The 26,740-nt window shown below is 67.6% G+C and carries 26 protein-coding genes and 1 pseudogene; 17 read left to right on the top strand and 10 right to left on the bottom strand.

Translation table 11 applies throughout. The annotated features are described in order from the left end of the window. The 5 genes from P7D22_RS16245 to rpsP all read left to right on the top strand — a co-directional run. Positions 1-536, top strand: a 536-nt coding sequence (locus P7D22_RS16245; protein ID WP_319935299.1) for a methyl-accepting chemotaxis protein, incomplete at its 5' end; no start/stop codon positions are given. Between the two features lie 112 nt (positions 537-648). After that, positions 649-888 carry a DUF4160 domain-containing protein gene (locus P7D22_RS16240; protein WP_319935298.1) on the top strand — a complete coding sequence of 80 codons (240 nt, stop codon included), beginning with the start codon at positions 649-651 and terminating at the stop codon, positions 886-888. Next, positions 875-1,339: a DUF2442 domain-containing protein gene (locus P7D22_RS16235; protein ID WP_319935297.1), complete on the top strand. Its 465-nt coding sequence runs from the start codon at positions 875-877 to the stop codon at positions 1,337-1,339. The genes P7D22_RS16240 and P7D22_RS16235 overlap by 14 nt, the downstream gene beginning before the upstream one ends. Before the next feature lie 373 nt (positions 1,340-1,712). Further along, positions 1,713-3,272: a signal recognition particle protein gene (gene ffh, locus P7D22_RS16230; protein ID WP_319935296.1), complete on the top strand. Its 1,560-nt coding sequence runs from the start codon at positions 1,713-1,715 to the stop codon at positions 3,270-3,272. A 128-nt stretch (positions 3,273-3,400) separates the two neighbouring features. Beyond that, positions 3,401-3,757 carry a 30S ribosomal protein S16 gene (gene rpsP / locus P7D22_RS16225; protein WP_319935295.1) on the top strand — a complete coding sequence of 119 codons (357 nt, stop codon included), beginning with the start codon at positions 3,401-3,403 and terminating at the stop codon, positions 3,755-3,757. Positions 3,758-3,820: 63 nt separating this feature from the next. On the opposite strand, the gene P7D22_RS16220 is transcribed toward rpsP, so the two are convergent. Then, a complete protein-coding gene (locus P7D22_RS16220; protein ID WP_319935294.1) occupies positions 3,821-4,528 on the bottom strand; it encodes a glutamine amidotransferase-related protein in 708 nt (235 codons plus the stop codon). An 85-nt stretch (positions 4,529-4,613) separates the two neighbouring features. Between P7D22_RS16220 and P7D22_RS16215 the strand changes: the two genes are divergently transcribed. Then, positions 4,614-5,873 (top strand): cytochrome P450, encoded by a 1,260-nt coding sequence (locus P7D22_RS16215; RefSeq protein WP_319935293.1) that lies wholly within the window; start codon positions 4,614-4,616, stop codon positions 5,871-5,873. Here P7D22_RS16215 and P7D22_RS16210 read toward each other — a convergent pair. From P7D22_RS16210 to P7D22_RS16200, 3 genes are all read right to left on the bottom strand, one after another. Next, positions 5,860-6,417, bottom strand: a complete 558-nt coding sequence (locus P7D22_RS16210) for a hypothetical protein (RefSeq protein ID WP_319935292.1) — start codon at positions 6,415-6,417, stop codon at positions 5,860-5,862. The genes P7D22_RS16215 and P7D22_RS16210 overlap by 14 nt on opposite strands. Positions 6,418-6,435: 18 nt before the next feature. Beyond that, positions 6,436-6,669, bottom strand: coding sequence for a hypothetical protein (locus P7D22_RS16205; RefSeq protein WP_319935291.1), 234 nt, complete (start codon positions 6,667-6,669; stop codon positions 6,436-6,438). 82 nt (positions 6,670-6,751) lie between these two features. Further along, positions 6,752-7,429 (bottom strand): sulfate transporter family protein, encoded by a 678-nt coding sequence (locus tag P7D22_RS16200; RefSeq protein WP_319935290.1) that lies wholly within the window; start codon positions 7,427-7,429, stop codon positions 6,752-6,754. A 118-nt stretch (positions 7,430-7,547) separates the two neighbouring features. Here P7D22_RS16200 and P7D22_RS16195 point away from each other — a divergent pair, with 118 nt between their 5' ends. Next, the gene (locus P7D22_RS16195) at positions 7,548-7,940 is read left to right on the top strand and encodes a response regulator (RefSeq protein ID WP_319935289.1); all 393 of its coding nucleotides are present in this window, start codon (positions 7,548-7,550) and stop codon (positions 7,938-7,940) included. A 23-nt stretch (positions 7,941-7,963) separates the two neighbouring features. Here P7D22_RS16195 and P7D22_RS16190 read toward each other — a convergent pair whose 3' ends face one another. Then, positions 7,964-8,281 carry a hypothetical protein gene (locus P7D22_RS16190; protein WP_319935288.1) on the bottom strand — a complete coding sequence of 106 codons (318 nt, stop codon included), beginning with the start codon at positions 8,279-8,281 and terminating at the stop codon, positions 7,964-7,966. A 134-nt stretch (positions 8,282-8,415) separates the two neighbouring features. Beyond that, complete coding sequence (locus P7D22_RS16185; protein WP_319935287.1) at positions 8,416-9,576, bottom strand: M20 aminoacylase family protein; 1,161 nt, start codon at positions 9,574-9,576, stop codon at positions 8,416-8,418. A gap of 102 nt (positions 9,577-9,678) precedes the next feature. Between P7D22_RS16185 and P7D22_RS16180 the strand changes: the two genes are divergently transcribed. The 4 genes from P7D22_RS16180 (at position 9,679) to P7D22_RS16165 (ending at position 13,960) form a co-directional block, all read left to right on the top strand. After that, positions 9,679-11,475, top strand: a complete 1,797-nt coding sequence (locus P7D22_RS16180; RefSeq protein ID WP_319935286.1) for an ABC transporter ATP-binding protein — start codon at positions 9,679-9,681, stop codon at positions 11,473-11,475. 152 nt (positions 11,476-11,627) lie between these two features. After that, positions 11,628-12,470: a transporter substrate-binding domain-containing protein gene (locus P7D22_RS16175; protein ID WP_319935285.1), complete on the top strand. Its 843-nt coding sequence runs from the start codon at positions 11,628-11,630 to the stop codon at positions 12,468-12,470. A gap of 51 nt (positions 12,471-12,521) precedes the next feature. Beyond that, positions 12,522-13,238, top strand: coding sequence for an ABC transporter permease (locus P7D22_RS16170; protein ID WP_319935284.1), 717 nt, complete (start codon positions 12,522-12,524; stop codon positions 13,236-13,238). Positions 13,239-13,246: 8 nt separating this feature from the next. Beyond that, entirely contained in the window at positions 13,247-13,960 is a 714-nt protein-coding gene (locus P7D22_RS16165) for an ABC transporter permease (protein WP_442916101.1), read from the top strand. A 1-nt stretch (position 13,961) separates the two neighbouring features. On the opposite strand, the gene P7D22_RS16160 is transcribed toward P7D22_RS16165, so the two are convergent. Next, complete coding sequence (locus tag P7D22_RS16160) at positions 13,962-14,192, bottom strand: hypothetical protein (RefSeq protein WP_319935282.1); 231 nt, start codon at positions 14,190-14,192, stop codon at positions 13,962-13,964. A gap of 289 nt (positions 14,193-14,481) precedes the next feature. On the opposite strand from P7D22_RS16160, the gene gspD reads away from it, so the two are divergent. After that, positions 14,482-16,878, top strand: coding sequence for a type II secretion system secretin GspD (gene gspD / locus P7D22_RS16155; protein ID WP_319935281.1), 2,397 nt, complete (start codon positions 14,482-14,484; stop codon positions 16,876-16,878). Positions 16,879-16,978: 100 nt separating this feature from the next. Next, positions 16,979-17,890, top strand: a complete 912-nt coding sequence (locus tag P7D22_RS16150; RefSeq protein ID WP_319935280.1) for a type II secretion system protein GspK — start codon at positions 16,979-16,981, stop codon at positions 17,888-17,890. A 78-nt stretch (positions 17,891-17,968) separates the two neighbouring features. Here the strand turns inward: P7D22_RS16150 and rpoH are convergent, their stop codons facing one another. Next, on the bottom strand, positions 17,969-18,883 hold the full coding sequence (gene rpoH, locus P7D22_RS16145) for an RNA polymerase sigma factor RpoH (RefSeq protein ID WP_319935279.1): 915 nt from the start codon (positions 18,881-18,883) through the stop codon (positions 17,969-17,971). Positions 18,884-19,082: 199 nt separating this feature from the next. Further along, positions 19,083-19,247 (bottom strand): YdcH family protein, encoded by a 165-nt coding sequence (locus tag P7D22_RS16140; protein WP_319935278.1) that lies wholly within the window; start codon positions 19,245-19,247, stop codon positions 19,083-19,085. A 390-nt stretch (positions 19,248-19,637) separates the two neighbouring features. On the opposite strand from P7D22_RS16140, the gene P7D22_RS16135 reads away from it, so the two are divergent. Continuing rightward, positions 19,638-22,487, top strand: a complete 2,850-nt coding sequence (locus P7D22_RS16135) for an EAL domain-containing protein (protein WP_319935300.1) — start codon at positions 19,638-19,640, stop codon at positions 22,485-22,487. Between the two features lie 5 nt (positions 22,488-22,492). Here the strand turns inward: P7D22_RS16135 and P7D22_RS16130 are convergent, their stop codons facing one another. Beyond that, a complete protein-coding gene (locus P7D22_RS16130; RefSeq protein WP_319935277.1) occupies positions 22,493-22,936 on the bottom strand; it encodes a DMT family transporter in 444 nt (147 codons plus the stop codon). Positions 22,937-23,094: 158 nt separating this feature from the next. On the opposite strand from P7D22_RS16130, the gene P7D22_RS16125 reads away from it, so the two are divergent. From P7D22_RS16125 to P7D22_RS16115, 3 genes and pseudogenes are all read left to right on the top strand, one after another. Next, on the top strand, positions 23,095-23,877 hold the full coding sequence (locus P7D22_RS16125) for a GGDEF domain-containing protein (protein ID WP_319935276.1): 783 nt from the start codon (positions 23,095-23,097) through the stop codon (positions 23,875-23,877). Beyond that, positions 23,874-25,184, top strand: coding sequence for a glycosyltransferase family 87 protein (locus P7D22_RS16120; RefSeq protein WP_319935275.1), 1,311 nt, complete (start codon positions 23,874-23,876; stop codon positions 25,182-25,184). Before P7D22_RS16125 ends, P7D22_RS16120 begins: the two co-directional genes overlap by 4 nt. A 385-nt stretch (positions 25,185-25,569) precedes the next feature. Beyond that, positions 25,570-26,689 (top strand): annotated as a pseudogene (locus P7D22_RS16115) (IS3 family transposase). The last annotated feature ends 51 nt before the right edge of the window (positions 26,690-26,740 follow it).

Below are 26,740 nucleotides of genomic sequence, written 5' to 3'. Positions count from 1 at the left end.
TCGAGGCGGCCCGGGCCGGCGAAGCGGGGCGCGGCTTCGCCGTGGTGGCGTCGGAAGTGCGGGCCCTGGCCCAGCGCTCGGCCGAGGCCGCCAAGGAGATCAAGGCGCTGATCTCGACCTCGGCCGTCCAGGTCGGCTCGGGCGTGGCACTCGTGGGCGAGACTGGGGCGGCGCTCGAAACCATCGTGGCCCAGGTGGCCGAGATCAACGCCATCGTGCTCGACATCGCCCATTCGGCCGAAGAACAATCGACCGGCCTCGACCAGGTCAACACGGCCGTCAACGGCATGGACCAGGTGACCCAGCAGAACGCCGCCATGGTGGAGGAGACCACGGCCGCGGCCCGCAACGTGGCGAACGAAACGGAGGAACTGGCGCGCCTCGTCGGCCAGTTTCGCGTCGGCCAGACAGGTCGTGACGCCCCGGCGCGACCGACGCCGCAACGCCAGGGCGTCACGGCGCTGCGGACGACGGGGCGGGGCGGGGCGGCCCGTCAGCCGCAACCCGCGGGCGAGTCCACATGGGAGGAGTTCTGAGCGGAAAGGCTGCAGGACCGACGCGGGAAGTCACTCCGCGTGACGGAGTTAGCGATCCCTCCATCCCTTGCGCAGTGCACGCCATGCACTGTAATGTTGCGAAGGAGGTGTCGTGCCGACCATCGTCCGCTTGTCCGATACGTTGCGCATCTGCATGTATGCGGGCGACCACAATCCGCCGCACTTCCACCTGATCGCGTCGGATCGCCGGGCCTGCATGGTGCGCCTCGACACGCTGGAGGTGATCCGGGGCACGATCGATGCGAGGAGTTTCGCCCAGGCCGTCGCCTGGGCGGGCGACAACGGCGACCTGCTCGCCAGGAGATGGGCGGACCTCAATGAGCGCGACTGAATTCACCGTGGACAGCGCCTTGCCGCAGATCGCTGCCGTGACGTCGGTCGAGGGCCTGACCGTGGCGGTGTCCTGGGCGGATGGCCGGGCTGAAACGGTGGACCTCGCTCCTGCGCTCCTGCGGTTCAAGGTCTATGCCCCGCTGCGGACGGATGCCGGCCTGCTGGCCTCGGTTCATGTGGCTGACGAAGGCTTTGCGATCGCATGGGGCGCCGGCGATATCGACATGGCCTCGACGACGGTTGAGGAACTGGCAGGACAGGCCATGTCGACCGACAGCTTCGCCGGCTTTACCAAGCGGCACGGCTATACGCTCGATGCGGTCGCGGCCGAGCTTGGAATCAGCCGGCGTCTTGCCGCCTATTACCAGAGCGGCCGACCGATCCCGCGGCATATCTCGCTCGCTTGCGCCTACCTCGACCTGCGCGAGCGAAAGCGGGAAACCGCATAACACGGCCTCAGGCACCAAGCCGGACGGGGCAACCCAATCTGGACCTGCAAACGGATCGTGGCCGAAGCGGCTGATGAAGGACCGATCTCGTCCTCGACGTCGTGCGTCGCGCGGTCGTGGGCAAGGTTGGACTGGCCTTGGTTGACAGCGCCGATGCCGTTCCGATAAGTCCACCCCAGACTTCATCGACCGGAGTCAAAACGCCGACTGGCCTTCGAGGCCGGAAGCGAACGCCCGACAGCGCCATGCGCTCTCGGGCGCGTTTTGTTTTGGCCGATCCGCAACCGCGCCCACCGGCGTCCCCTGCGCCGCGAGGCGCCTCTCGCGCCTCCTGGCGCCAAACGCTCGCGCCTCCCGGCGCCAAGGAGCCAGCATGTTCGAGAGCCTTTCCGATAAGCTCTCCGGCATCTTCGACGGCCTCACGCGGCGCGGGTCGCTGACGCTCGACGACGTCAACGGTTCCATGCGCGAGGTGCGGCGGGCCTTGCTCGAGGCCGACGTGGCGCTCGAGGTGGTGCGGACCTTTGTCGATCAGGTGCGCGACCGCGCGGTCGGCCAGGGCGTGCTGAAATCCATCACGCCCGGCCAGATGGTCATCAAGATCGTCAACGACGTGCTGATCGACACGCTCGGCCAGGACGCCGACACGATCTCGCTCGAAGCCACGAAGCCGGTCGCCATCATGATGGTCGGCCTGCAGGGCGCCGGCAAGACCACCACAACGGCCAAGGTCGCCCGGCGGTTGAAGGATCGCTACAAGAGCAAGGTCCTGATGGCCTCGCTCGATGTGAAGCGCCCGGCCGCCCAGGAACAGCTCGCGGTTCTCGGTAAACAGGTCGGTGTCGACACGCTGCCGATCGTGGCCGGCCAGACCCCCGTGCAGATCGCCCGGCGCGCCGAAGAATCGGCCCGGCTGGGGGGCTACGACGTGGTGATGTTCGACACCGCCGGCCGTACCCACATCGACGAGCCGCTGATGCTCGAGATGAGCGAGATCAAGGCGGCCGCCCGGCCGCACGAGATCCTGCTCGTCGCCGACGCGCTGACCGGCCAGGACGCCGTCAATCTCGCCAAAAGCTTCGACGAGCGCGTCGGCATCACCGGCATCGTGCTGACCCGCATGGACGGCGACGGCCGCGGCGGCGCGGCGCTTTCCATGCGGGCCGTCACTGGCAAGCCCATCAAGCTCGTCGGCACCGGCGAGAAGATGGAGGCGCTCGAGGATTTCCATCCGCAGCGGGTCGCCAACCGCATCCTCGGCATGGGCGATATCGTGTCGCTGGTCGAGCGCGCGGCCGAGACGATCGACGCCGCCGAGGCGATGAAGATCGCCGAGAAGATGAAGAAGGGGCGGTTCGACCTCGACGACCTGTCGAACCAGCTCGGCCAGATGGAAAAGCTCGGCGGCCTCGGCGGCATCATGGGCATGCTGCCCGGCATGGGCAAGATGAAGGACCAGTTGGCCGCCGCCGGCATGAACGACGGCATGATCAAGCGGCAGCGCGCCATCATCTCCTCGATGACCACGCACGAGCGGCGCAACCCCGACGTGCTCAAGAACTCGCGCAAGAAGCGCATCGCGGCGGGCTCCGGCACCAAGGTCGAAGAAATCAACCGCCTGCTGAAGCAGCACCGCCAGATGGCCGACATGATGAAGATGATGGGCGGCGCCGGCGGCAAGAAGGGCGGCGCGCTCGGCAAGATGGCCTCCATGTTCGGCATGGGCGGCAATCCGCTGGCCGGCATGCCGGAGCCGACGCCGGAACAGCTCGAGGAAATGGGCCGCAAGCTCGGCGCCGGGCAGAACCCGGGCCTCCCCTCGATGCCCGACTTCGGCAAGCTGCCGAAATTGCCGCCAGGGCTACCCGGCATGGGCGGTTCCCGCCTGCCGGGCCTCGGCGGCGGCTTCAACCCATTCGGGAAGAAGAAGTGATCCCGTCATTGCGAGCGCAGCGAAGCAACCCAGAGGCCGCGGTTCTGGATTGCTTCGTCGCTTCGCTCCTCGCAATGACGGCTCCGGTGTTTCCGCGATCCTGAAAAGTCCAGAAAGGTCAGTTCCCCATGTCCCTGAAAATCCGCCTCGCCCGTTGGGGTGCCAAGAAGCGTCCCGTTTATCGCGTTGTGGTGGCCGATGCCCGTGCGCCGCGCGACGGTCGCTTCATCGAGAACCTCGGCACCTTCGATCCGCTGAAGGCCAAGGACGACGCCACCCGCCTGAAGCTCGACACCGAGAAGGCCCAGGCCTGGATCGCCAAGGGCGCCCAGCCGACCGACCGCGTGGTGCGCCTCCTGGCCAGCCTCGGCGTCGGCGAGCACAAGGCCGGCAATAACCCGGTGAAGGCCAAGCCGAAGAAGAAGGCGCAGGAGCGCGCCGACGCCGCCGCGGCGGCCGCCGAGAAGACCGACGAAGCCGCCTAAGACGGTTTCAGCCTTCCCGTTCAGGCCCGGCCTCGTGCCGGGCCTTTTCGTTTGAGGGCAGCCTTAGGGCGCCGCGGCCAGGAACGCTCTGATCCACCCGCCGACCCGTGCCGCATCGCTGATGCCGTCGAAGCTCGCGATCGCCTGGTCGGCCGCGCCGTCCGGCAACGCCGTGCGGCGCAGCTCAACCAGTTCGGCCGCGAAATCGCGCGTGAACTCGGGGTGGAACTGCATCGAGACTGCGGTGCCGCCCGGGTACAGCAGGGCCGCATGGGGCGTGAAGGCGCTTGTGGCCAGCACCGTGGCGCCGGGCGGCGGCGCCACCACCTGGTCCTGGTGGGACGCCACGACCGCGATGCGGGCCGGTGTCGCCTCACCCATCCAGGGGGCCGGGGCCACCACCTCGTAGCTCTGCAGGCCGAGGCCCCAGCCCTTGGCGCTCTTCTCCACCCGGCCACCGAGCGCTTCGGCCATGATCTGGTGGCCGAAGCAGATCCCGACCAGCCTGGTTCGGCCATGCGCCTGCTGGATGAAACGCTTCAACGGCGCGATCCAGGCCAGGGGGTCGTAGACGCCGGCCGACGAGCCGGTGATCACATAGGCGGGATGGTCCTCGGGGCTGGCCGGCAGGATGCCCGCCTGCACGTCGTAGCTGCGGGTCGGCATCGTTTCGCCGAGCAACGCCCGCACCATAGCGTCGTAGCGGCCGTGCCGCGCCGCAAGGCTGTGCGGCGGCGTGCCGGTTTCCAGGATGCCGATCGTCGGAGCCATGTCGCCTGTCCTTTGCTGCGACTCCATTTGCGGCGACGGGGCGGAAAGGTCAAAACCGGCCGTGCCGTTCGAGGAGGTCGTGTTCATGGATTCCGCCGCAGCGTTGCCGGCCTTGCTCCGCATCGATGCCGCCGCGCGGCGCGTGCGCCTCGACCCGCGGGATCCCGCCTTCGTGCAGAACCCTTACCGGGCCTATGCGGCGATCCGGGCGGCCTGCCCGTTCTTCTTCTGGGAAGACTACGGCCATTGGTGCGCCACGACCCATGCGGCCGTCGGCGCCCTGTTCCGCGACCGCCGCTTCGGGCGCGACCTGAAACACGTGACCACCCGGGCGGCGCTTGGCTGGCCGGAGCGGCCGGCCCATACGAAGCCGTTCTATGATGTCGAGGATCGCTCGATGCTCGAGAACGAGCCGCCGGTCCACACGCGGTTGCGCACGGCCGTCAACCGCGCCTTCGTGTCGCGCGCCGTGGAACGGTTGCGGCCCCGGGTGGCGGCGCTGGCCCACGCGCTGATCGACCGTGTTCCCACCGACGCGCCGTTCGACCTGCTGCCCGCCTTCGCGGAACCCATTCCGGTGACGGTGATCGCCGAGATGCTGGGCGTGCCGACTAACCATGCGCCGCAGCTGCTCGACTGGTCGCACCGCATGGTGGCCATGTACCAGTTCGGCCGCACCCGGGCGGTCGAGGACGCGGCCGTGGCCGCCACCGAGGCCTTCGGCGCCTATGTGGCCGACGCCCTGGCGCAGCGCCGGCGGCAGCCCGGCGACGACATCCTCAGCCTGCTGCTCGCGGCCGGACAGGATGGGGCGCGGCTGAGCGAGGACGAGATCGTCAGCAACGCCATCCTGCTGCTCAACGCCGGCCACGAGGCCACCGTGCATGCGATCGGCAATGGCGTCGCGGCGCTGTGGGCGAGCAAAACCGACCCTGCCGAGGCTTTGGCGACGCCCGAACGCGCCACAGCCACGGTGGAGGAGTTGCTGCGGCTGGCGCCGCCGCTGCACATGTTCACCCGCCACGCGCTGGAACCGATCGAGCATGACGGCGTGTCGTTTCGCATCGGCGACGCAGTCGGCCTGCTGATCGGTGCCGCCAACCACGATCCGGCGGTTTATCCGGCGCCGGCGCGCTTCCTGCCCGACCGCGTCGGGCCGCCGCATGTCGGCTTCGGCGGCGGCATCCACTTCTGCATCGGTGCGCCTCTGGCGCGCTTGGAGCTGCAGGTGGCCTTGCCGATCCTGTTCGCCCGACTGCCGCGGCTACGCCTCGCCGAGGCGCCGCGCTTCGCCGACCGCTACCATTTTCACGGCCTCGAGGCCTTGAGGGTCACGGCTGCCTGACGGCCCGGGCCTTGAAGGCCGCGCGCCCGAGCGCCGCCAGGGCCCAAAGCAGCAGCGCGTCGCCAAACAGCGCCTCGCCGGCCGCCACAAGCCGGCCGGCGCCCCCGAGCGGCGCGAGGCCGAGGTCGAGCCGCGCCAGGACGGCGACCGCGAAAGCGAGGCAACTCAGCGGGTCCGACACCGGGCCGCCGCCGATCTCACGCAGCCCCGTGGCGCGGAACGCGGCTGCGAACAGGATCAGGAGATCGGCGGCGCTGACCGCAAGGCACCACAGGTCGAGCCCACGCTGAAGCCCACGGGCCTGGGGCAGGGGCGCCCGACCGCGCAGGAAGACGGCCTGGTCGGCCAGCACCAGCACCGCCAGACCCAGCGCCACGAAGGGCAGGTTCTGGGACAGGCACCAGGCGAGGCCCACGAGCCCGACGCCCTGAGACAGAAAGGCGCGCGTGTAGATGCGCAGCACCGCCGCGGCCCGGTCCATGAGGCCCGACGCGTCCGGATCGAACTCCGGGGCCGGGCGGGGCCGTGACGGTCCAGCGCTCATCGGTTGCGCCCCGCGGGCTTACTTCTTGCGCATGCCGGCATCGTAGATGATGCCGCAATTGGTGCTCAACTCCGGCCGGTGCTGGCCCATGCAGGCCGCGATCTTTTCCTCGTTGGGCACGAAATCCTTGCAGAACTTCATGGCGTCGGCCTGGCAGGCCCGTTCCTGCCGCTCGCGCTGCGATTCGGCCGAGGCGAGGCCCGTGCAGGCCAGGAAGGCCGCGCCGGCTGTGAGGATCAGGGGAAGTCGCATCGGTTCCGTCCTTGGTCTGGGTCACGCGCCCGCAGACGCCTTCCGCCCCTATAAAGCCAGCATGGCGGAAATGCAGCCTGCCTCAGCGCGGCGGCGGCAGGGCGCGGCGCATGATGCGCTTATGCACCCGCACCATCAGGGCCGTGCCGAACAAGGGCGTCAACAGATTCAGCACCGGCACCGACACGAAAACGGCGATCAGGAAGCCGGCCGAGAAGACCAGCAGCCCGTGGCGCTGCCGCAAGGCGGCCGCTTGGCCGTAATCATGGAATCGCAGCGCCGCGAACTCGAAATATTGCCGCCCGAACAGGTAGGTGTTGGCCGCCAGGAACGCCACGGCGTTGATGCCGGGCACGAACAGCAGGCCGATGGCCAACAGCGTGACGCCGAGCGACACGACGCCGAACCGGATGCCGAGCCACACCGACGCGCCGATCGAGATCGGCCGGCCGGGCACCCCGGCCGGGTCGACGTCGCGCTCCACCCGTTCAGCGAGGTCGTCGACAAAGAAGCCGGCCACGATGGCCGACACCGGGGCCACCAGGAACACCGAGCCGACCAGGAGGCCGAGGCTGGCCAACAAGGAGGCAAGCGCCTGCAACCAGGGGTAGGGCAGCGTCAACAGCGACAAGAGGCCATGGTGGAGCCCAACCACCAGCACCGCCAGGATCGCCAGCGTGACCCCCAGCACCTTCCAGAACACAGTGCGGAACGCCGGAGTGAAGATCTCGGAAAAGGCCGCGGCGGCATCGGCGAACATGCGGGGTCCTGGTCGACAATCGAAGCGGGAGCGGCGGCATGGCCGCGCGGCGGCACCAAGCTCTGCACGACTTTGAGGTTCTGGGGAACTCACCTCACGCGAGGTTGTTGGCGTCCTTATGGAACCCAATCATCATCCCGACGCGTCGAAACTCGTCGCCCTCGTGGAGGACGAGCCGATCGTGCGCGACGTCGCCGCGGTCGAACTCGAGGATCGGGGTTTCTCGGTTGTGGAATTCGAATCCGCCGATGCGGCCTTGCCCTATCTCCAGGAGAACGGCGGCGCTTTCTCGCTGGTGGTCACGGATGTGCAGATGCCGGGTAGGATCAACGGCCTCGAGCTTGTGATCGTGCTGCAGCGCTGGTGGCCGCAGTTGAAGGTTCTGGTGACCTCCGGCGGCCCGCTGGTGAACCCCAGCCTGCTGCCACCCACCGCAAAATTCATCGCGAAGCCGTGGCGGGCAGCCGACATGGCTTCGCGCGTTCAGGAGCTCGTCGCAGCCGGGCCCTGACGGCCCGCCTGCGGAAATAGGGTTCAGCCGACCTTGCGGATCGTGTCGGGGCCGGCCGGCGCCTCGGTCGTGGTGCCGTTCGACACGCCGGTGCAGACGGCACGGGCCGCCTGGACCTCGCCTTCCTTGGATTTCAGCACCTGGGACCGCAAGGCGTTCCAATGCTGGCTGACCAGAGTGCTGATGGCTGCGCTGAGCGTCGCATAGCCCTCATGGTCGCGCCCCTCGGTCCAATTGACCTGGACTTCACCGGGTTCGGCGATGTCGGCCGGAAAGGCTTTCAGCCCTTCGAGTTCGTCGAGCTTGTCGGCCAGCGCGCGCAGGGCTTTGGCTTCGTTCATGGTATCTCCTTTCGAGGTGAGCCTCAGGCTCATCGGCGGGGCCACAGGGGCCGACGCCATGACGGCGCCGAACGTCGCGCGAGACTGCGCAGGAATAGTTAATCAGAGATGAACGGCCGGCGTCCGGTGTGGCCTCAGGTCGCCGGAAGGGCAGTTTCGACCAGCCGGATCCAGTATTCGGCCCCGAACGGCAGCGCCGCATCGGCGAAATCGAACCCCGGATTATGCAGCCCGGCGCTGGCGCCGTTGCCGAGGAACAGAAAGGCGCCCGGCCTTTGTTCGAGCATGTAGGAGAAATCCTCCGCACCCATCATGGGCTCGATGGCATCGTCGACGCGCCCGGCCCCGACCACGTCCGCCGCCACACCGGCGCAGAAGGCGGCCCGCTCCGGGTCGTTCACGGTCACGGGGTAGCCCCCGGTCCATTGCACCGTGGCCTCGACGCCGAGCGCCGCCGCGAGCCCGGCCACGACCGCCCTCGTGCGGTTCTCGACCATCAGGCGGGTGGCGGGCTTCAGCACCCGGGCCGTGCCGGCGAGCCGCGCCGCGTTCGGGATGGCGTTCTGGGCAGCGCCGGCCTCGAATTGCGTCACCGACAGCACGCAGGCATCGAGCGGATCGACGTTGCGGGCCACCACGCTTTGCAGCGCCACCACCATCTGGGCCCCGGCCAACAGCGGATCGGCACACAGGTGCGGCATCGCCGCATGGCCGCCACGCCCGGTGATGCTGATCTCGAAACGGTCCGCCGCCGCCATGATGGGGCCGGGCCGAATGGCGAAATGGCCGACCGGCAGCCCCGGCAAGGCGTGCATGCCGTAAACCTCGTCGATGCCGAAACGCTCGAGCAGCCCATCTTCCAGCATGACGCGGGCACCGCCGCCGCCTTCCTCGGCCGGCTGGAACACCAGCGCAACCGTGCCGGCGAAGTCGCGCGTCGCGCACAGGTGGCGGGCCGCGGCCAGCAACATGGCCATATGCCCGTCGTGCCCGCAGGCATGCATGCGGCCCGGCACCGTCGACCGGTAGGGCAGGCCGGTGGCCTCGGTGATCGGCAAGGCATCCATATCGGACCGCAGCGCGACCGTGCGGCCACCGGCAGTTCGACCGCGCACGACACCGACGACGCCCGTGCGACCGACCCCTTCCACCACGGCGTCACAGCCGAACGCCCGCAGCTTGCCGGCCACGAAGCCCGCAGTGCGCTCGACGGCGAACAGCAGCTCAGGGTGGGCATGAAGCTCGTGCCGCCAGGCTACGGCCTCGGCGGCCGCCACATCGTCCATCAGGGCCACGTCTTCGCCTTTCCTGCCGCCGCCGCACCGGCCGACCTTTGACGCCCGCGAGACAAGTGTTAACGCTGCGCCTCTGCCTTGGAGCGTCAACGCGCAAGATCGATGCTTGTTACCCCCCCGCCGACCCAGGTCCGCAACGAGCGCGCCTGGCCCCTGGTCGGCCGCCTGCTGGCCGAACACGGCCGCGAACATGCCGGCGCCTATTTTGTCGCATTCCTGCTGATGGCTGTGAGCGGCGCCGCAACGGCGCTTTCGGTGTCGCTGCTGCGGCCCGTCGTCAATGGCATGATGGATGTGGCGGGCCAGGGCGCCTTCAAGCAGCTGCGCTTCATGGCCTTCGCGGTGGCGGTGCTCTACCTGCTGCGCGGCCTCGCCACCTGCGGCCAGCTGATCATCATGAGCCGCACCGGCAACCGCATCATCGCGGCCATGCAGACACGCGTGTATTCCCACGTGCTGCGCCAGCCGGTCGCCTTCTACAGCGACCGCCATTCGAGCGAGCTGATGGCGCGGTTGGCGCTAGCCGCCAACGGGGTGCGCGACATCGTGCAGCTCCTCGTCACCTCGGCGGGGCGCGACCTGGTAACAACGCTCGGCCTCTTCGCCGTGATGATCCATAACGACGCCCTGATGGCCCTGATGGTCATCACCGGCCTGCCGATCGGGGCGCTGTTCCTTGGCCGCGCCATGCGGCGCATCCGCAAGGCGGCGCGCCGCTCCTTCGACGGTTCGGCCAAGATCATGGAGATCATGGGCGAAACCGTGCTGGGCATCCGGATCATCAAGTCCTTCAACCTGCAGGACACGATGACGACCCGCATGGCGGGCTCGATCCGCGAGGTGGAGAAATCCGCCAACCGCATGGCGATCGGCGTCGCCATGTCGAGCCCCGTGTCGGAAACGCTCGGCGGCATCATGTTCGCCCTGATCATGCTGTACGGCGCCTGGCGCGTGTCGGTGGCCCATGCGGACCCCGGCTCGTTCTTCGCCTTCATCGTGGCGCTGATCACCGCCTATGAGCCGATCAAGCGCCTCGGCAAGCTGAACCTCGATTTGCAGAACGGCCTCGTCAGCGCCCGCATGATCTACGACCTGCTCGACGAGCCGCTGCCGGCGGCCGAGCGGCCGGACGGCCCGAAGCTGCAGCTGACGCGCGGCCGCATCGCGCTCAGCGACGTGCACTTCGGTTACCGCCCCGACGCGCCGGTGCTCGACGGCCTGAACCTCGTGGCCGAGCCCGACCAGACCACCGCGCTCGTCGGCCCCTCGGGCGGCGGCAAGTCGACCATCATCAGCCTGATCCAGCGCTTCTACGAGCCCGGCGAAGGGCAGGTGACGATCGACGGCGTCGATATCGCGACCGTCGATGTGACGTCCCTGCGCGACGCCATCGCGTTCGTGTCGCAGGACGTGTTCCTGTTTCGCGGCAGCGTCCGGGACAACATCGCGCTCGGCCATGTGGGCGCCACCGATGCGGCCATCACGGAGGCAGCCCGGCAGGCTTATGCCCATGATTTCATCAGTGCGCTGCCGCTCGGCTATGACACGCAGGTCGGCGAGCACGGGTCCAAGCTGTCGGGCGGCCAGCGGCAGCGCATCGCCATCGCGCGCGCCTTCCTGAAGCAGGCCTCCATCATCCTGCTGGACGAGCCGACGGCGGCGCTCGACGCCGAATCCGAACGCGAAGTCCAGAAGGCGCTCGACGCCCTGCGCACCGGCCGCACCACGGTGGTGGTGGCGCACCGGCTGCAGACCATCATGGATGCCGACCGGATCTGCGTGGTCGAGCACGGCCGCGCCGTCGAAAGCGGTACGCACGACGAGCTGATCCACGCCCGCGGCTCTTATGCGGCCTTCTTCGCCACCCAGTTCGGCGAACGCAAGCGGCGCATCGCCTGAAAAGCATGGTTGCGGCAGTCCGAAGGCGCGCCCGACGTGTTTTTACCCTTGCAACGCTTCGGCTTGGCGCGAATCATGCTCCGCCGGCATTGTTGCGCCGTGCACGGCCTCGGTCGCGCCCGACGCGTGAACCAACCAGGGAAGAAGTCTTGATGATCGCACGCCATTTCGCGTCCGCCTTGCTGTCAGCGACGCTCCTGGCCGGGGCCGCGGCCTCGGTTGAGGCCAAGGATTGGAAAACCGTGACCGTGGTGACGGAAGGCGCCTATGAGCCCTGGAACCTCACCAACCCGGATGGCACCGTCGGCGGCTTCGAGCCCGAGATGCTGAAGGATCTCTGCGGCCGCATGAAGATCGAGTGCAAGGTCGTCACCTCTGACTTCGACAGCGCCATCCCGTCGCTCGTGGCCGGCAAGTACGACGTGGTGATGGACGCCCTGTCGATCACCGACGATCGCAAGAAGACCATCGCCTTCTCGGACCCTTATGCGGCGACCCCGGCCGTGTTCGTGACCGACAAGACCAGCCCCCTGGCCAATGCGGCCGGCACCGGCACCACGATCAAGCTCGAGAACGACGGCGCGACCCCGACGATGGACGCCCTGCGCAAGGCCTTCAAGGGCAAGACCATCGGCATCCAGACCGCCACCGTCTACACGCCCTTCGTGATCAACAACTTCAAGGATGTGGCGACGATCCGCGAATATAAGACGTCGCCCGAGCACGACCTCGACCTTGTGGCCGGCCGCATCGACCTCGCCTTCGACGACGCCACCTATTTCACCTCGGCCTTCGCCAAGCCCGAGAACAAGGACATGGCCTACACGGGGCCGCAGATCAACGGCATGATCTGGGGACCGGGCGAGGCCTTCGGGTTCCGCAAGGAAGACACCGACCTCACCGCCATGTTCAACAAGGCGATCACCGAGGCCAAGGCCGACGGCACGCTCGAGAAGCTGAGCCAGAAGTGGTTCAAGCTGAACGTCGTTCCCTGAGCTGTCGCTCCAGACCCCATCGCCCGACCTGAGTCCAAGCCGAGCGCCCACATGAGTTGGTACGAGTTGTTCGGTTTCGGCGAAAAGGGGTGGGGCGGCCTGTTGGTGGTCGGCCTGCTGTTGACGATCGCGGTTACGCTCACGGCGCTGCTCATCGGCGCCGTGTTCGGGTCGCTGGCAGCCTGGGGCAAGCTGTCGGCCAGCATGCCGGCCCGCATCGCGGGCGACGTCTACACGACGGTGTTCCGGGGCGTGCCGGAACTGCTGGTCATCTTTCTGATCTACTTCGGCGGGTCCTCGCTGACGACCGCGATCGGCCACCTGTTCGGCCGCGACGGCTTCGTCGGCCTGCCGAACTTCCTGGCCGGTGCGCTGGCCGTGGGGGTCATCTCGGGCGCCTATCAGGCCGAAGTGTTCCGCGCCGCCTTTGTGGCGGTGTCCCGCGGCGAACTCGAGGCGGCCCGCGCCGTCGGCATGCCGCGGCTGATGCGGTTCCGACGCATCATCGTACCCCAGGTGCTGCGCTTCGCGATTCCCGGGCTCGGCAACGTGTGGCAATTGTCGCTGAAGGATTCGGCCCTGATCTCCATCACCGGCCTCGTCGAACTGATGCGCTCGGCGCAGATCGGCGCCGGCTCGACGCGGCAATATTTCGGCTTCTATATCGCGGCCGGCGCCCTCTACCTGCTGCTCACCTCCGTGTCGAACCGGGTGTTCGAGACGGCGGAAGCCCGGACCGCCCGGTCGTTTCGCCGCCGGCTGGCCTGAACGGCATGATCGACATTCCGTTTCTGCTCGATGTGATCGGCCGGCTGCTGCTGGCACTGCCGATGACGCTGGCGCTGTTCATCCTTTCGGTGTCGCTCGGCGGCGTCATCGCGCTCGGCCTCACCTGGATGCGGGTCAGCGGGGTGTTCGGGCTCGACAAGCTGGCGCGCGGCTATGTGCTGGTGTTCCGCGGGTCGCCGCTGCTGGTGCAGGTGTTCCTCATCTATTACGGCCTTGGGCAGTTTCCCGAGATCCGCCACAGCGCCGCCTGGCCGGTGCTGCGCGAGCCCTTCGCCTGCGCGGTCATCTCGCTGGCGCTTTGCACGGCCGCCTATGAGGCGGAGATCTTCCGCGGCGCGCTGCTGGCGGTCGGCGACCGGGACACCGAGGCCGCACGGGCGTGCGGCATGTCGGGCTTCCTGATGTTCCGCCGGATCGTCTTCCCGATCGCGCTTCGCAACGCCTTGCCGTCCTACACGACCGAGATGATCCTGATGGTGAAATCCACCTCGCTCGCCTCGATCATCACCGTGACCGAGATGACGGGCGTGGCGCAGAAGCTCATCACCCAGACCTACCGCACCATGGAAGTGTTCCTGTGCGCCGCGCTCATCTACCTGCTGATCAACTTCGTGCTGGCGCGTTTGCTCGGCTTCGTCGAGCACCGGCTCGGCCGGCACATGCGGCGCGCTCCCGTTCTCGCGACCGTGCTGCACGAATAGCTCAGGCGAGGCGGCCCAGCGTATAGGTGCCGTCCCGATGCCGTTCCAGCACCTTCAGCCAGCGAACCCGGCCGTTGCGGCAGCGCCGCGGCAGCCAGGCGAAGCGATGGCGCCCGAAATCCTCCCAAGGCGCGGTGCCTTCCGAGTCCCGCGGGCGCGACCGGGCCGGGATGCCGAGATGGCGCCGATCGCCCATGCCCACCCAGATGACCTCCGCCGCTGCCGCCGCCATGTGCCGAACCTCCTGCCGTGAAGGTCATTCAGCCGCACAGGTGTGAAACCCCGGTCAGAACCGTTGCTGCAATTTGAGCGATGCCGACGGCGCGGCGTCCGACGCCTCCCAAGATGCGGTGCGGTCCTCGTCATCGGGCCAGCGTTAAAATAATTAACCCGTGCCGCGTCAATCATTTGCGCCTTACCTTGGGGGATGCGGCCGAAGCTTTCAGAACTTCTTAACCATGATTGCCGAAACGTGATCGGCGGCGCGCCATCGAATGGCTCCGTTGTCGCCGGGGATCAGAATGGCTTTGTGGGGAACCGTGCGCCCCGTGTCCCGACATGGGCGCGCGCAACGGACCAGGGGATCGGTCGCACGGGGCTTGGCGCTGCTGCTGGCGCTGCAGGCGTCGGCCTGCGTGACCGAATCCGGCAATCACTCGATCTATTCGTCGCTCGACGGCCTTTCGGACCCGCTGCATGCGACCCGCGATCTCGCGACCCCGCCGACCGGATCGATCCGGCCCCCGCGTGCCGCGTCGGACGCCGCGCGCCGCGGGGTGGTCAGCGTCGGCGACGACCTTTTCGTGTCTGAGCCCCTGCCGGGCGGCCGCCTGTACGCGGCGGACGGGCAGCAGGATGTGACCCTGAACCTCGTCGACACCGACATCGCAGTGGCGGCCAAGACGGTGATCACCGACATTCTCGGCCAAAGCCTGATCGTCGATGACAAGGTGTCCGGCACGGTCACACTGCAGACGGTGCGGCCGGTGAGCCGCGCCGTGCTGGTGGACCTGTTCGAATCGGTGCTGGCCGCCAAGGGCTACACGCTGATCCGTGCCAAGGACGCTTATCGGATCGTCGATGGCGGGCACGGCGGCCCGGGCGGCGGCGGGGGCGGAACCGGCGGCTATGGGGGCGGCGGCCTGCCGATCGGCGTCGGAGGCCGCGACCTCGGCCCCGGCCTTTCGGCCCAGGTCATCCCCCTGCGCTACATCTCGGCCGAAGACATGCGCAACCTGCTGGCCTCGGTGGCCCCCAAGGAAGCCGTGGTATCGGCTGATGCGGCGCGCAACTTCATCATCGTGTCGGGCACGCGGGCCCAGGTGACGGCGATCCTCGAAACGGTGTCGCTGTTCGACGTCGACTGGATGCGCGGCATGTCGGCGGCGATCTTCCCGCTGAAATCCAGCAATCCGGCCGCGACTGCGGAAGAGCTGGAGCAATTGTTCGGCAGCGCCGGCGGCCCTCTGCGGGGCACCATCAAGTTCATCCCCAACACGCACCTCAACGCCGTGCTGGTCATCACCTCGCGGGCCGAATACCTCCGCCGTGCTCGCGAACTGATCCATCGCCTCGAGGATATGGCGGTGCAGAGCGAGAACCAGCTGTTCGTCTATAAGGTGCAGAACCGCCCCGCCAAGGAATTGGCCGAGATCGTGCGGGGCATGCTGTCCTCGGGCGGCGGCGGGTCGAGCGGCAGCAGCGGCCTTGCGCCCAAGCTCGGAGCCGCGTCGAGCAAGACATCGACGGGGTTCGGGTTCGACAAGACCGCGGGGAGCGACACCGGAACAGGGGCGGGGGACAAGGCCGATGCCGCGGGCGCCGACCCGATGGCACCGGGCGCCGGCGCGGCCGGCTCAGGGGCGTCCGACAAGGGCGCCGGCGCCAGCAGTCTGCTGGCTTCGAGCCGCGCCACGGCCGCGAGCGACCTTGGCGCCACGGCTTCGGGCGGCGGATCGGGCTCCCCGATGGGCCTCGCCAACGTGACGGTGACGTCGGACGAGTCCAACAACTCCCTCGTCATCTCGGGCACGCGCCGGCAATACGACAAGGTGCTGGCCATCCTGACGTCGCTCGATGCGCCCCCGATCCAGGTGCTGCTGGAAGCCACGATCGCCGAGGTGACGCTCAACGACGAGCTCAAGTTCGGCGTGCGCTGGTACCTCACCCAGCACCATTACGGGCTGGCGGAAACCGACGACTCGACAGGGGCTGTCGCCAGCGCCGCCACCGCGGTGACCACCGGCATGAGCTTCACCACCACGCTCGGCGAGATCCGGACGCTGCTCAACACCTTGTCGGCCGTCACCAACGTCAAGATCGTGTCGACGCCGTCGCTGACGGTGCTCGACAACCATGCGGCCAACCTGCAGGTCGGCGACGAGGTGCCGATCATCAAGTCGAGCACCACCAACACGTCCTCGAGCACGGGGGCCACCACCACGGATGTCGAATATAAGAGCACCGGGGTGATCCTGTCGGTGACCCCGCGCGTGAACCAGAACGGGCTCGTGCTGCTCGACATCAACCAGGAGGTCAGCGGCGTCACCAGCACCACCACCTCCGCCATCGACTCGCCGACCATCCAGCAACGCAAGGTTTCGACCAGCGTCATCGTGCAGGATGGGCAAACGTTGGCGCTGGGTGGGCTCGTGCAGGACAAGCGCGTCGACAACCGCACCCGCATGCCCTTGTTGGGCAACCTGCCGGCGGTTGGCGCCCTGTTCGGAACCACGGACAACAGCAAGGTGCGCACGGAGTTGATCGTCTTTGTCCGGCCGCGCGTGTTGCGCAACACCGTCGAGGCGCGACAGGTGACGGACGAGTTCCGCGGCCAGCTGAGCGAATTGTTCCGCGCCCAGAAGCGCAACGCCTGGAAGGACAAGATGAGCGATGACTTGAGCCGCATGGAGCACTGAGGATGGCGCGGCGGCCTCCGATCCGTCTGGCTCTTGCGGGACCAAACAGATCCACGCGTTTCTTCATAGTCGGCTGCCCGCTCGGCCCAAGTGGTTCTTCTTGGCCCTGAAGGTCTCCAGATCGTCGCGGCAGCGCGGCTCGATCCTGCTGCCGGTCATCGTGCTGCTGCTGCTGCTGGCCACCGCCGCGACCGCAATGACGATTCAGGCACGCACGAGCCTGCGCGAGGCCGCGACCCGCCGTGACAGGCTGGTTTCGGCCATGACGGCCGATGCGGCGGTCCGAGCCACGGCGCTGGCCATGGCCACCGCGGCCTCGGCCCAGGCGGCGCCGCCGTTCGGCCTCGATGGCCGCCCGCAAAGCTGCCGGCTTGCAGGGGGCAGGGTCCTGCAGATCACGGTGCAGGACCAGGGCGGCCTCGTCGACCTCAACAAGGGGTCGCTGGACCTGCTGCACCTGGTGCTGACGCGGGCCGGCCTCGGAGGTGGGGAAGCGACAGCCCTGCTGAAACTGGTCGAGGCCCGGCGCAACAGCGAGGCGCCCCACCTTCCCCCGACGGTCGCGCCACGAACGCCGCAGAAAGCGGCGGCGCCGCCACAAGTCGCGCGCGACTTCGTTTCCGTGGACGAGCTGAGCGACATGCCAGGGTTGTCACTGGCCGGCTTCGAGCGCCTCCGGCCCCTGCTCACCACAGCCAACCGATCGGCCGGTATCGACCCCCAGGTGGCGGCGCCGGCCCTGCGAGCCCTGATCCCGCCCAAAGAACTCACCTCGGCAAGCTTCGAGGCGATGAGCGCACCGTCGCGACACAGCGATTTCATCATCACGGCCGTCGTCGCTTCGGGATCGGGTCAGCGCTTCGGGCGACGTGCCAGCTTCCGGCTCGACGCCGACGCAGGACCCCTGGGACGTTTCGTAGCCTGGGATGCCCTAGCGCCGGTCGACCTCGTGACCGACGAGAGCACCTCGCAGTTCTGCGACCGCGTCGTCGAGGGTTTGAGCCCGGGTTGAGGACGTTGTTTCAAACTACCCGAGAGGGATCACTGTCGCTGAGCCTATGAGGCGGATGCCAAACAGGCTCGCACGGGTTCAGGCCCCCAATTGCGCGGCCGGCAAGGCCTTCGGGGCTGCCGGCGGGGCTTCGATCCGGGCCAAGCCGGATTTCACGGCCGACTGCACCTTCTCGAATGCCCGAACTTCGATCTGTCGAACCCGCTCCCGCGAAATATCAAATTCTTCGGACAACAATTCGAGCGTGATCGGGTCCTCGGCCAGACGGCGAGCTTCGAAGATGCGCCGCTCGCGCGGGTTCAACACCGTGAGAGCACCCTTCAACGCAGTCAGCCGATTGCTGCTTTCCTCTTGATCGACCAGCAGCGACTCCTGGCTGGTGGCATCATCCATCAGCCAATCCTGCCATTCCCCTTCGCCATCTTCGCGCATGGGAGAATTGAGAGAAGAGTCCCCGCCCAGCCGACGGTTCATCTCGATGACGTCCTGTTCGGGAACGCCGAGCTTGGTTGCGATCGTGGCCACCTGGTCGGGCCGCAGATCCCCTTCGTCGAGGGCCGAAATCTGGCTCTTCGCCTTGCGCAGGTTGAAGAACAGCTTTTTCTGGCTCGCCGTGGTGCCCATCTTGACCAGGGACCAGGAGCGCAGGATGTATTCCTGGATCGAGGCGCGGATCCACCAGATCGCATAGGTGGCGAGACGGAAGCCTTTGTCGGGCTCGAACCGCTTCACGGCCTGCATCAGGCCGACGTTGCCTTCCGAGACCACCTCGCCGATCGGCAGGCCATAGCCGCGGTAGCCCATGGCGATCTTGGCCACCAACCGCAGATGGGACTGCACAAGTTCCTGAGCCGCGTCACGATCGCCGTGTTCGCGCCAACGCTTTGCCAGCATGAATTCCTGCTGCGGCTGAAGCATCGGAAACCGCCGGATTTCCGTCAGATAGCGGGACAGGCCGCCATCTGCGGAAATCATCGGGACTGCGTGGGCCATTCATTTCTCCTCGAGCGGCCCCTTCCGATCGGCGGGCCGACACGGGCGCTTTCGCCACCCATCAACAATCTGATTTGGTGACTGGATCAGCGTCCGCCCAGGCCGACGCTGATTAAGATTATGTTAGCAACCGCAAGAGGCCGACCGGTTCATCACCCAACCCAATGAGCGCTGTACGACCGAGGACGATTGCTGAAACTCAGTGGCTCAAACGCTCCATCTCGTCTTTCAGTTGCAGCTTCCTGCGTTTCATCTCGCGCAGCTTCAACGGATCATGCGCGGCATGCGATTTTTCCGTTTCGATCTGCTTTTCCAAAGACCTGTGACGACGCGTCAATTCATCGACATGACCTTGTAGCGACATCCTCATCTCCTGGTTTGACGGGGAACCTGGCAACGCAGAACGTCGCGATGATGTCATGCTGGACAGATCGGGCAAGGCCGATCGCGCCCTGGCGGCTTCACAAGTCCGAGAGACTTAACAGGGTCTAAACGGCACCATCGCAGTCTGAGACGATCAAGGCCCTGCGAGTTCCGATTGACCCTCGCGGCGCATCTGGTACCGCTGGCCCACATGCCGACGACCGGGAGAACAAGGATTGCCGCAAGCCGCTGCCCCGCACATGACGCGGGCCCCGGTCCTGGCACCGTGAGGGAACGGACCGTTCGTGCCGGGGCCGATGCGGTGACCCGTCACGCAGGCCTCCTGCGCCGGTCCGGTACCCTGCTGCGGGCCTGCCTCGCGGTTCTGGCGATGGCGGTAGCCATGCTGGTGCTGGTGCGCCCCGCGGCGGCTGTCGAATCGGTGCGCGTATCGCTCGACGCCCCAGTCATCGACCTGACCCATGCGGTGCAGCACTACAATGCCCAGGGCGATCGCATCCAGGTGTCCACCGCACCCGGGCCCGACGGGATCGTGCGCCGCATCGAGGTGGAAGCCAAGCATCAAGGCACCCAGCCGAGCTGGATCGTCTTCGCGCTCACCAACGACACCGACGAGCAGCTCGAACGCCTCATCGTGGCACCGCATTTCCGGCTGGTCGGCTCTGGCCTCGTCTGGCCGGACCTCGGGGCCACTCGCATCTCGGCCATCACGGCCAGCCAGGGCTTTCAGCCCGAGGCGGAGGATTCCGCCGATGCCGACGTGTTCCGGCTGACGCTCGATCCGGGCGCCACCGTCACCTATGTGGCCGAGCTGCGCACCTCGGGCCTGCCCCAGCTCACCCTCTGGCAGGCCGACGCCTTCAAAGATCAGGTGACGAGCTTCACGCTCTACAAGGGCATCGTACTCGGCATCGCGGGCCTGCTGGCCTTGTTCCTGTCCATCGTCTTCGTAGTGCGGGGCGCCATCATCTTTCCGGCCGCCGCGGCCCTCGCCTGGGCGGTGCTGGCCTATGTGTCGATCGACTTCGGCTTCCTGCATCGCCTCTTCACCTTCGGGGTCGAGGCCGACCGCGTCGCGCGCTCGGTCGCCGAGGCGGTGCTGGCCGCCACCTTGCTGGTGTTCCTGTTCGCGTATCTGAACCTGAGCCGATGGCATGTGCGCTACCTGCACATCGCGGGCTTCTGGCTGGTGGCGCTGGCGGCGCTGATCGGCTTCGCGCTCTACGATGCCGCCGTGGCGGCCGGCGTGGCGCGCATCATGCTGGCCACCGTGGCGGCGGTGGGCTTCATCCTGATCGTCTACCTGTCGACGCATGGCTACGACCGGGCCGTGATGCTGATCCCCACCTGGCTGCTGCTGCTGGCCTGGGTGACGGCCGCCGGCTTCGCCATCGCGGGCACGCTGACGAGCGACCTCGTATCGCCGGCCCTGATGGGGGGCCTCGTGCTGATCGTCATGCTGATCGGCTTCACCATCATGCAAACCGCCTTTGCGGGGGCCGGCCTGTCGCATGGCCACGTTTCGGATTCCGAGCGCAAGGCGCTGGCCCTCACGGGCTCGGGCGACATCATCTTCGACTGGGACGTGGGGGCCGACCGGGTTTATGTCAGCCCGGAGGTCGAGCAGCAGCTCGGCCTCAAGCGGGGCGACCTCGAGGGGCCGGCGTCGCGCTGGCTCGACCTGCTGCACAGCTACGACCGCGACCGCTACCGCGCCTGCCTGGACACGGTGCTCGACCAGCGCTGCGGCCGCATCGCCCAGGATTTCAGGCTGCGGGCCGCCGATGGCCATTATTACGCATTCTCGCTGAAGGCGCGGCCGGTGGTGGACGCCGAAGGCGAGGTGATGCGCGTCATCGGCACGCTTGCGGATGTGACCGACGCCAAGGCGGCCGAGGAGCGGCTGCTGCATGACGCCATCCACGACAACCTGACCGGCCTGCCGAACCGCGACCTGTTCTTCGACCGGCTCGACAACGCCCTGGCGCTGTGTGCCGGCCGCGATGCGCCCCGGCCGACCGTGCTGGTGGTGAACCTCGACCGGTTCCGGCAGATCAACGAGCAGGTGGGCCCCTCGATCGGCGATTCCATTCTGCTGACGGTGGCGCGGCGCCTCGGGCGCCTGCTGCGGCCGCTCGACTCGATGGCCCGCATCGGCGGCGACGCCTTTGCGGTGATCCTGATGTCCGAACAGCGCTTCGAGCAGATCACCGCCCTTGCGGATGCCATGCGGCGCACCCTGGCGACCCCGGTGGCGACGGGCCTCGGCGAGGTGGCGCTCACGGCTTCGGTCGGCCTCGCGCTCTACGACCCCAAGCTGCACGGCAAGGCCGACGGTATGGTAAAGGATGCCGGCATTGCCCTGGCCCAGGCCAAGCGGGCGGGCGGCAACCGCATCGAATTGTTCCGCGCCGGCATGCGCAGCCAGCCCACCGACTCGGCCTCGCTCGAAGCCGACCTGCGCCGCGCCGCCGAACGCGGCGAAATGCGCCTCGTCTACCAGCCCATCGTGCGGCTCGAGGATCGCACCATCGCGGGCTTCGAGGCTTTGCTGCGCTGGGATCATCCCCGCCTCGGCACGCTCAGCCCGGGCAGTTTCATTCCGCTGGCCGAACAGAACGGCGACATCGTCGAGCTCGGGCTTTTCGCCCTCGACCGGGCCGCACGTGAGCTCGCGGTTTGGCAGCAGGCGCTCGATGTGAACCCGCCGATCTTCGTCAGCGTCAACGTGTCGTCCCGCCAGCTGCTGCGCCAGGACCTGCTCGGCGACGTGAAGGGCGTGCTGAACCGCTCTGGCGTGTTGCGCGGATCCCTCAAGCTGGAGCTGACCGAGAGCCTGGTGATGGAGAACCCCGAATTCGCGGCCCAGATCCTCAGCCGCATCCGCGATCTCGGGGCCGGGCTGTCGCTCGACGATTTCGGCACCGGCTATTCGTCGCTGTCCTACCTGCAGCGCTTCCCCTTCGATACGATCAAGATCGACCAGTCCTTTGTCCGGCAGAACGGCAAGGGATCGCGGCCCATCATCCTGCGATCCATCGTCAATCTGGCGCATGACCTCGGCATGGAGATCGTGGCCGAAGGCGCCGAAAGCGAGAGCGACCTCGTCGAACTGAGCCAGCTCGGCTGCGAATATGCGCAAGGCTTCGTGTTCGGGCAGCCGATCAGCGCCACCGAGGCCCGCAAGCTCGTCGGGGCTCCCCTGGATGCGGCGGCCTGACGGCCTCAAAAGGTCGCGATCAGCACCAGGCCGCCGATCATCAAGGCGCAGCCGAGCAGACGCCACAGGCTGGCGGCATGTTCCTTGAAGCCCACCAGCCCGAAATGATCGAGGAGAACCGAGGTCAGGATCGCGGCCGTCACGGTGCAGCCCGTAAACACCGCCGCGCCGAGCTTTTCGGCGAAAAACACCACTGCCAGCACATAGGCGGCACCGCAGAAGCCGCCCGTCCAGGCCCACCAGGGCAGTTGCGCCACCTTGCCCATGTCGGGCCATCGCAAACCCAGCACGGCCCCGACCAGCAGGTAGACCACCGCATTGCCGAGCGTGACGCAAAGGGCCGCCAGAACCGGTTGGCCGAGGCCCTTGCTGAGCGTCGCATTGGCGCCGGACTGCACGGTGTTGAGAATACCCGCCAGCAAGGCGAGGGGAACAAGCAGAAAGGACATCGGCGGGCCTCCAGCCACCGCATCAACGCGCCCCGATGCCGAGAGGTCCGCCGCGCCATCGGGTTCGCCACCCGTCCGCATTGACGATCCTTTCAGCCCTGCACCGGCAGGGTGCCGCGACACCGGCGAATGGGTCGCCGGCCCCCATGGCTGTGTGCATGGTTCTTTCCTGGCTCCGGCGCCTCGCCTCCTCGCAGATCCGCTCCGACGCGGAGCTGACATCCTATGGGGTCCGCACCACCGCCCTGTGCGTGACGGCCGCGCTGGCCTTCGACATCGTCAACCAGTTGGTGTTCTTCGAATCCTGGTCGATCGCGCTGCGCTCCTGGGCGATGACGATCGTCATCGTCGTCATCATCGCGACGCCCGTGACCCGCACCATCGGCAAGGCTAACCTGGCGCTTTTCCGGGCCAGCCGGACCGATCCGCTGACGGGCCTCCTCAACCGGCGCGCCTTGTTCGAGGGCTCCGCCGACCCGGACGCCCTGATGGTGCTGATGATCGCCGACGTCGATCGCTTCAAGGCCGTGAACGACACCCACGGCCACATGACGGGGGATGCCGTCCTGTTCACCATCGCGGGCCTGCTCCAGCGCGAGCTGGGCGCTTTGGGGCGTGTCGGCCGGCTGGGCGGTGAAGAATTCGCCCTTCTGTGCGGCCGCCACGATCACGCTGCGCTGATGGAGCACCTCGAGCGCTTTCGGACCACCGTGGCCCAGACCCCCGTGGTGGCGGGCGCCACGGCGGTGTCGGTGACGCTTTCGGCCGGTGTGGCGCACCGGGACAGCGGCCAAAGCTTCGAGCAGCTTTACGCAGAAGCCGACCGGGCGCTGTACCGGGCCAAGGCGCAGGGCCGCAACCGGATCGTGGTGGCCGGGGAGGCGGTCGAGGCGCCTTTGGCCCCCTTGTCTCAGGGGCCGGCCCTGGGCGCCCTGGCGTGACGGTTCTGGACGGCCCGCGGCCGGCCAGCACCCCGATCGGGGCGATGGGCCTTTCCCGTGCGGTGGCGCGCGCCCCCCTGGCGCGGCTGCGCGATGCGGTGCGGGACGGGAGCTGGGCTTCGGCCGGGCGGCTGCGCGCTTATGCGACGATCCTGATCGGGGCGTCGCTGCTCGGGATCGTCGGCTTGCTGCTCACCGGCGACGGCCTGCGCGACGTGGCGGGCCGGCCCTATGGAACCGACTTCAGCCAGGTCTGGGTGGCCGGGCGGGCCGTATTGGCGGGCCACCCGGCGGCGCCGTTCGATCCCGCCACCCATGCGGCCGCGCAGCGGGCCGTCTTCGGACCCGCGACCCCTTTCTACGGGTGGCATTATCCGCCCTACTTCCTCGCCCTCGCGGCGGCCCTCGCGCTGCTGCCCTATGGGGCCGCCCTGGCCGTGTGGCAGGGCGCGAGCGGCCTTGCCTATTGGGCTGCCATGCTGGCCGCTTCAGGCGGCATGGGGGCCGCAAGCCGGTCGGACCGCCGCGGCCTGTCGACCGCCGATGTGAGCCTCGCGGCCCTGGCGTTTCCGGCCGTGCTGATCAACCTGACGCATGGCCATAACGGCTTCCTCACCGCCGCCCTGATGGGCTTTGGCTGTTTGCTGATGCGGCGGCGCCCCCGCCTGGCCGGCCTGCTGTTCGGGCTGTTGTGCTACAAGCCGCAATTCGCCCTGGTGCTGCCCGTGGCCCTTCTGGCGGCCGGCGCCTGGCGGACGCTCGGGGCCGCGGTTCTGACCGTCGCGGCGGCGACGTTCGCCACGCTTGCGGCCTTTGGGTCCGCGCCCTGGCTGGCGTTCCGGGCCAGCCTCGCCTTCACCCGCACGGTGGTGCTCGAGCAGGGCGACACCGGCTGGGAAAAGATCCAGAGCCCCTTTGCGGCGGTCCGGCTGCTCGGCGGCAGCCTCGACATCGCCTATGCGGCGCAGGCGCTGGTGACGCTCGGCCTGGTGGCGGCGGTCGCGATCACCTGGCGGGGCGGCGCCGACCGGCGCCTCAAGGCGGCGCTGTTGATGGTGGCGAGTCTGCTGGCGACGCCCTATTGCCTCGACTACGACCTGATGCTGCTCGGCCCCGCGCTGATGCTGACGGCCTCGCTGGCGCAGGACACCGGCTGGCGCGCCTGGGAAAAGAGCCTGCTGGCCGCCGTCTGGGCGATGCCGGCGGTGGTGCGCCTGATCGGCGGCGCCTTCCACGTCCCGCTCGGCACCCCGCTGATGCTGGCCTTCGTGATCCTGCTACTGCGCCGGAGCCGTGATCCCGCTTAACACGGGGCGGTTGTGATGTTCTTCGTATGTTCACTACGCAAGTGGGTGATTATGCAAATGGCGTAACGTCGATTGTTAGTGTCCCAGCAAGCGCTGAGCGCTAGAGTGATCGCGATGAACAAGCTTGTGCCAATCACTCTTGAAAGCGGGACCCGCTTCGTCTCGAGCCGATCGGCGTTGGGTGTCTCTAAAGGGTCCGCGTCAGTGAAGAGCTTCGACTCAAGGGCCTATAGTATTAATGATTTCGTTGAGTGGGACAACGGAAAGCAGCTTGAGCTCAGTCCCAAGTTTCAGCGCAGATCTGTATGGAGCGACAAAGCTGATCCTCCCCCTTTGAAGTGGTCCGCCCTGAAGTATGGCTTTGAGCCAACGCGAGGATGGACGAATGCCGAAGAAGATCCACAAGCCTGAAGAGGTCGTGGCCAAGTTGCGCCAAGTCGATGTGCTGGTGTCACAGGGGCAGACGACGGCGGACGCGATCCGCTCGATCTGTGTGACGGAGGTGACCTACTACCGCTGGCGCAAGGAGTTCGGCGGACTGAAGGCCGACCAGGTGAAGCGCCTGAAGGACCTGGAGACCGAGAACATGCGGCTGCGCAAGGCGGTCGCGGATCTCACGCTCGATAAGCTGATCCTGAAGGAAGCCGCCTCGGGAAACTTCTGAGCCCCGCGCGTCGGCGCGTTTGCATCGAGCATGTGCAACGGCACCTCGCCGTATCCGAGCGCCGCGTGTGCGTGGCGCTCGGACAGCACCGTTCGACGCAGCGCAAGACGCCGCGGGGCCGAGATGACGAGGATCTGCTCATGGCCGACATCGTCGCACTGGCGCAGCAGTACGGACGCTATGGTTATCGCCGGATCACGGCTTTGTTGCGCGATGCGGGCTGGATCGTGAACGCCAAGCGTGTCGAACGGATCTGGCGGCGCGAGGGGCTCAAGGTGCCGGCCAGGCAGCCGAAGCGGGGCCGACTTTGGCTCAACGACGGCTCCTGCATCCGGCTCCGGCCCGAGCATCGCGATCACGTGTGGTCCTACGACTTCGTCGAGGACCGCACGCATGATGGCCGCAAGGTCCGCATGCTCAACGTCATCGATGAGTTCACCCGGGAGTGCCTCGCCATCCGGGTCGCCCGCAAGCTGAAGGCGGCCGATGTGATCGACGTGCTCTCCGACCTGTTCATCCTGCGCGGCGTGCCGGGCCATGTTCGCTCCGACAATGGTCCCGAGTTCGTGGCTCAGGCCGTGCAGGACTGGATCAAAGCCGTGGGTGCCAGGACCGCCTACATCGCCCCGGGCAGTCCTTGGGAGAATGGATATGTCGAGTCGTTCAACGCCCGGCTGCGAGACGAACTCCTCGACGGCGAGATTTCTACTCGCTGAGGGAGGCGCAGGTCATCATCGAAAGCTGGCGGCGGCACTATAACACCGTGCGGCCGCACGGCTCGATCGGGTACAGGCCACCAGCCCCCGAGGTGTTCGTGCCTGCCTTCGCAGCATGGCCGTAAGCCTCCGGTGGGACCCGCCTTGCGGTTGGGGGACGGTTTGCTGACGTAGCA

It is taken from the genome of Lichenihabitans sp. Uapishka_5, assembly GCF_033947565.1.
Lineage (GTDB): Bacteria > Pseudomonadota > Alphaproteobacteria > Rhizobiales > Beijerinckiaceae > Lichenihabitans.
This window is presented reverse-complemented; position numbering and strand designations above follow the sequence as displayed.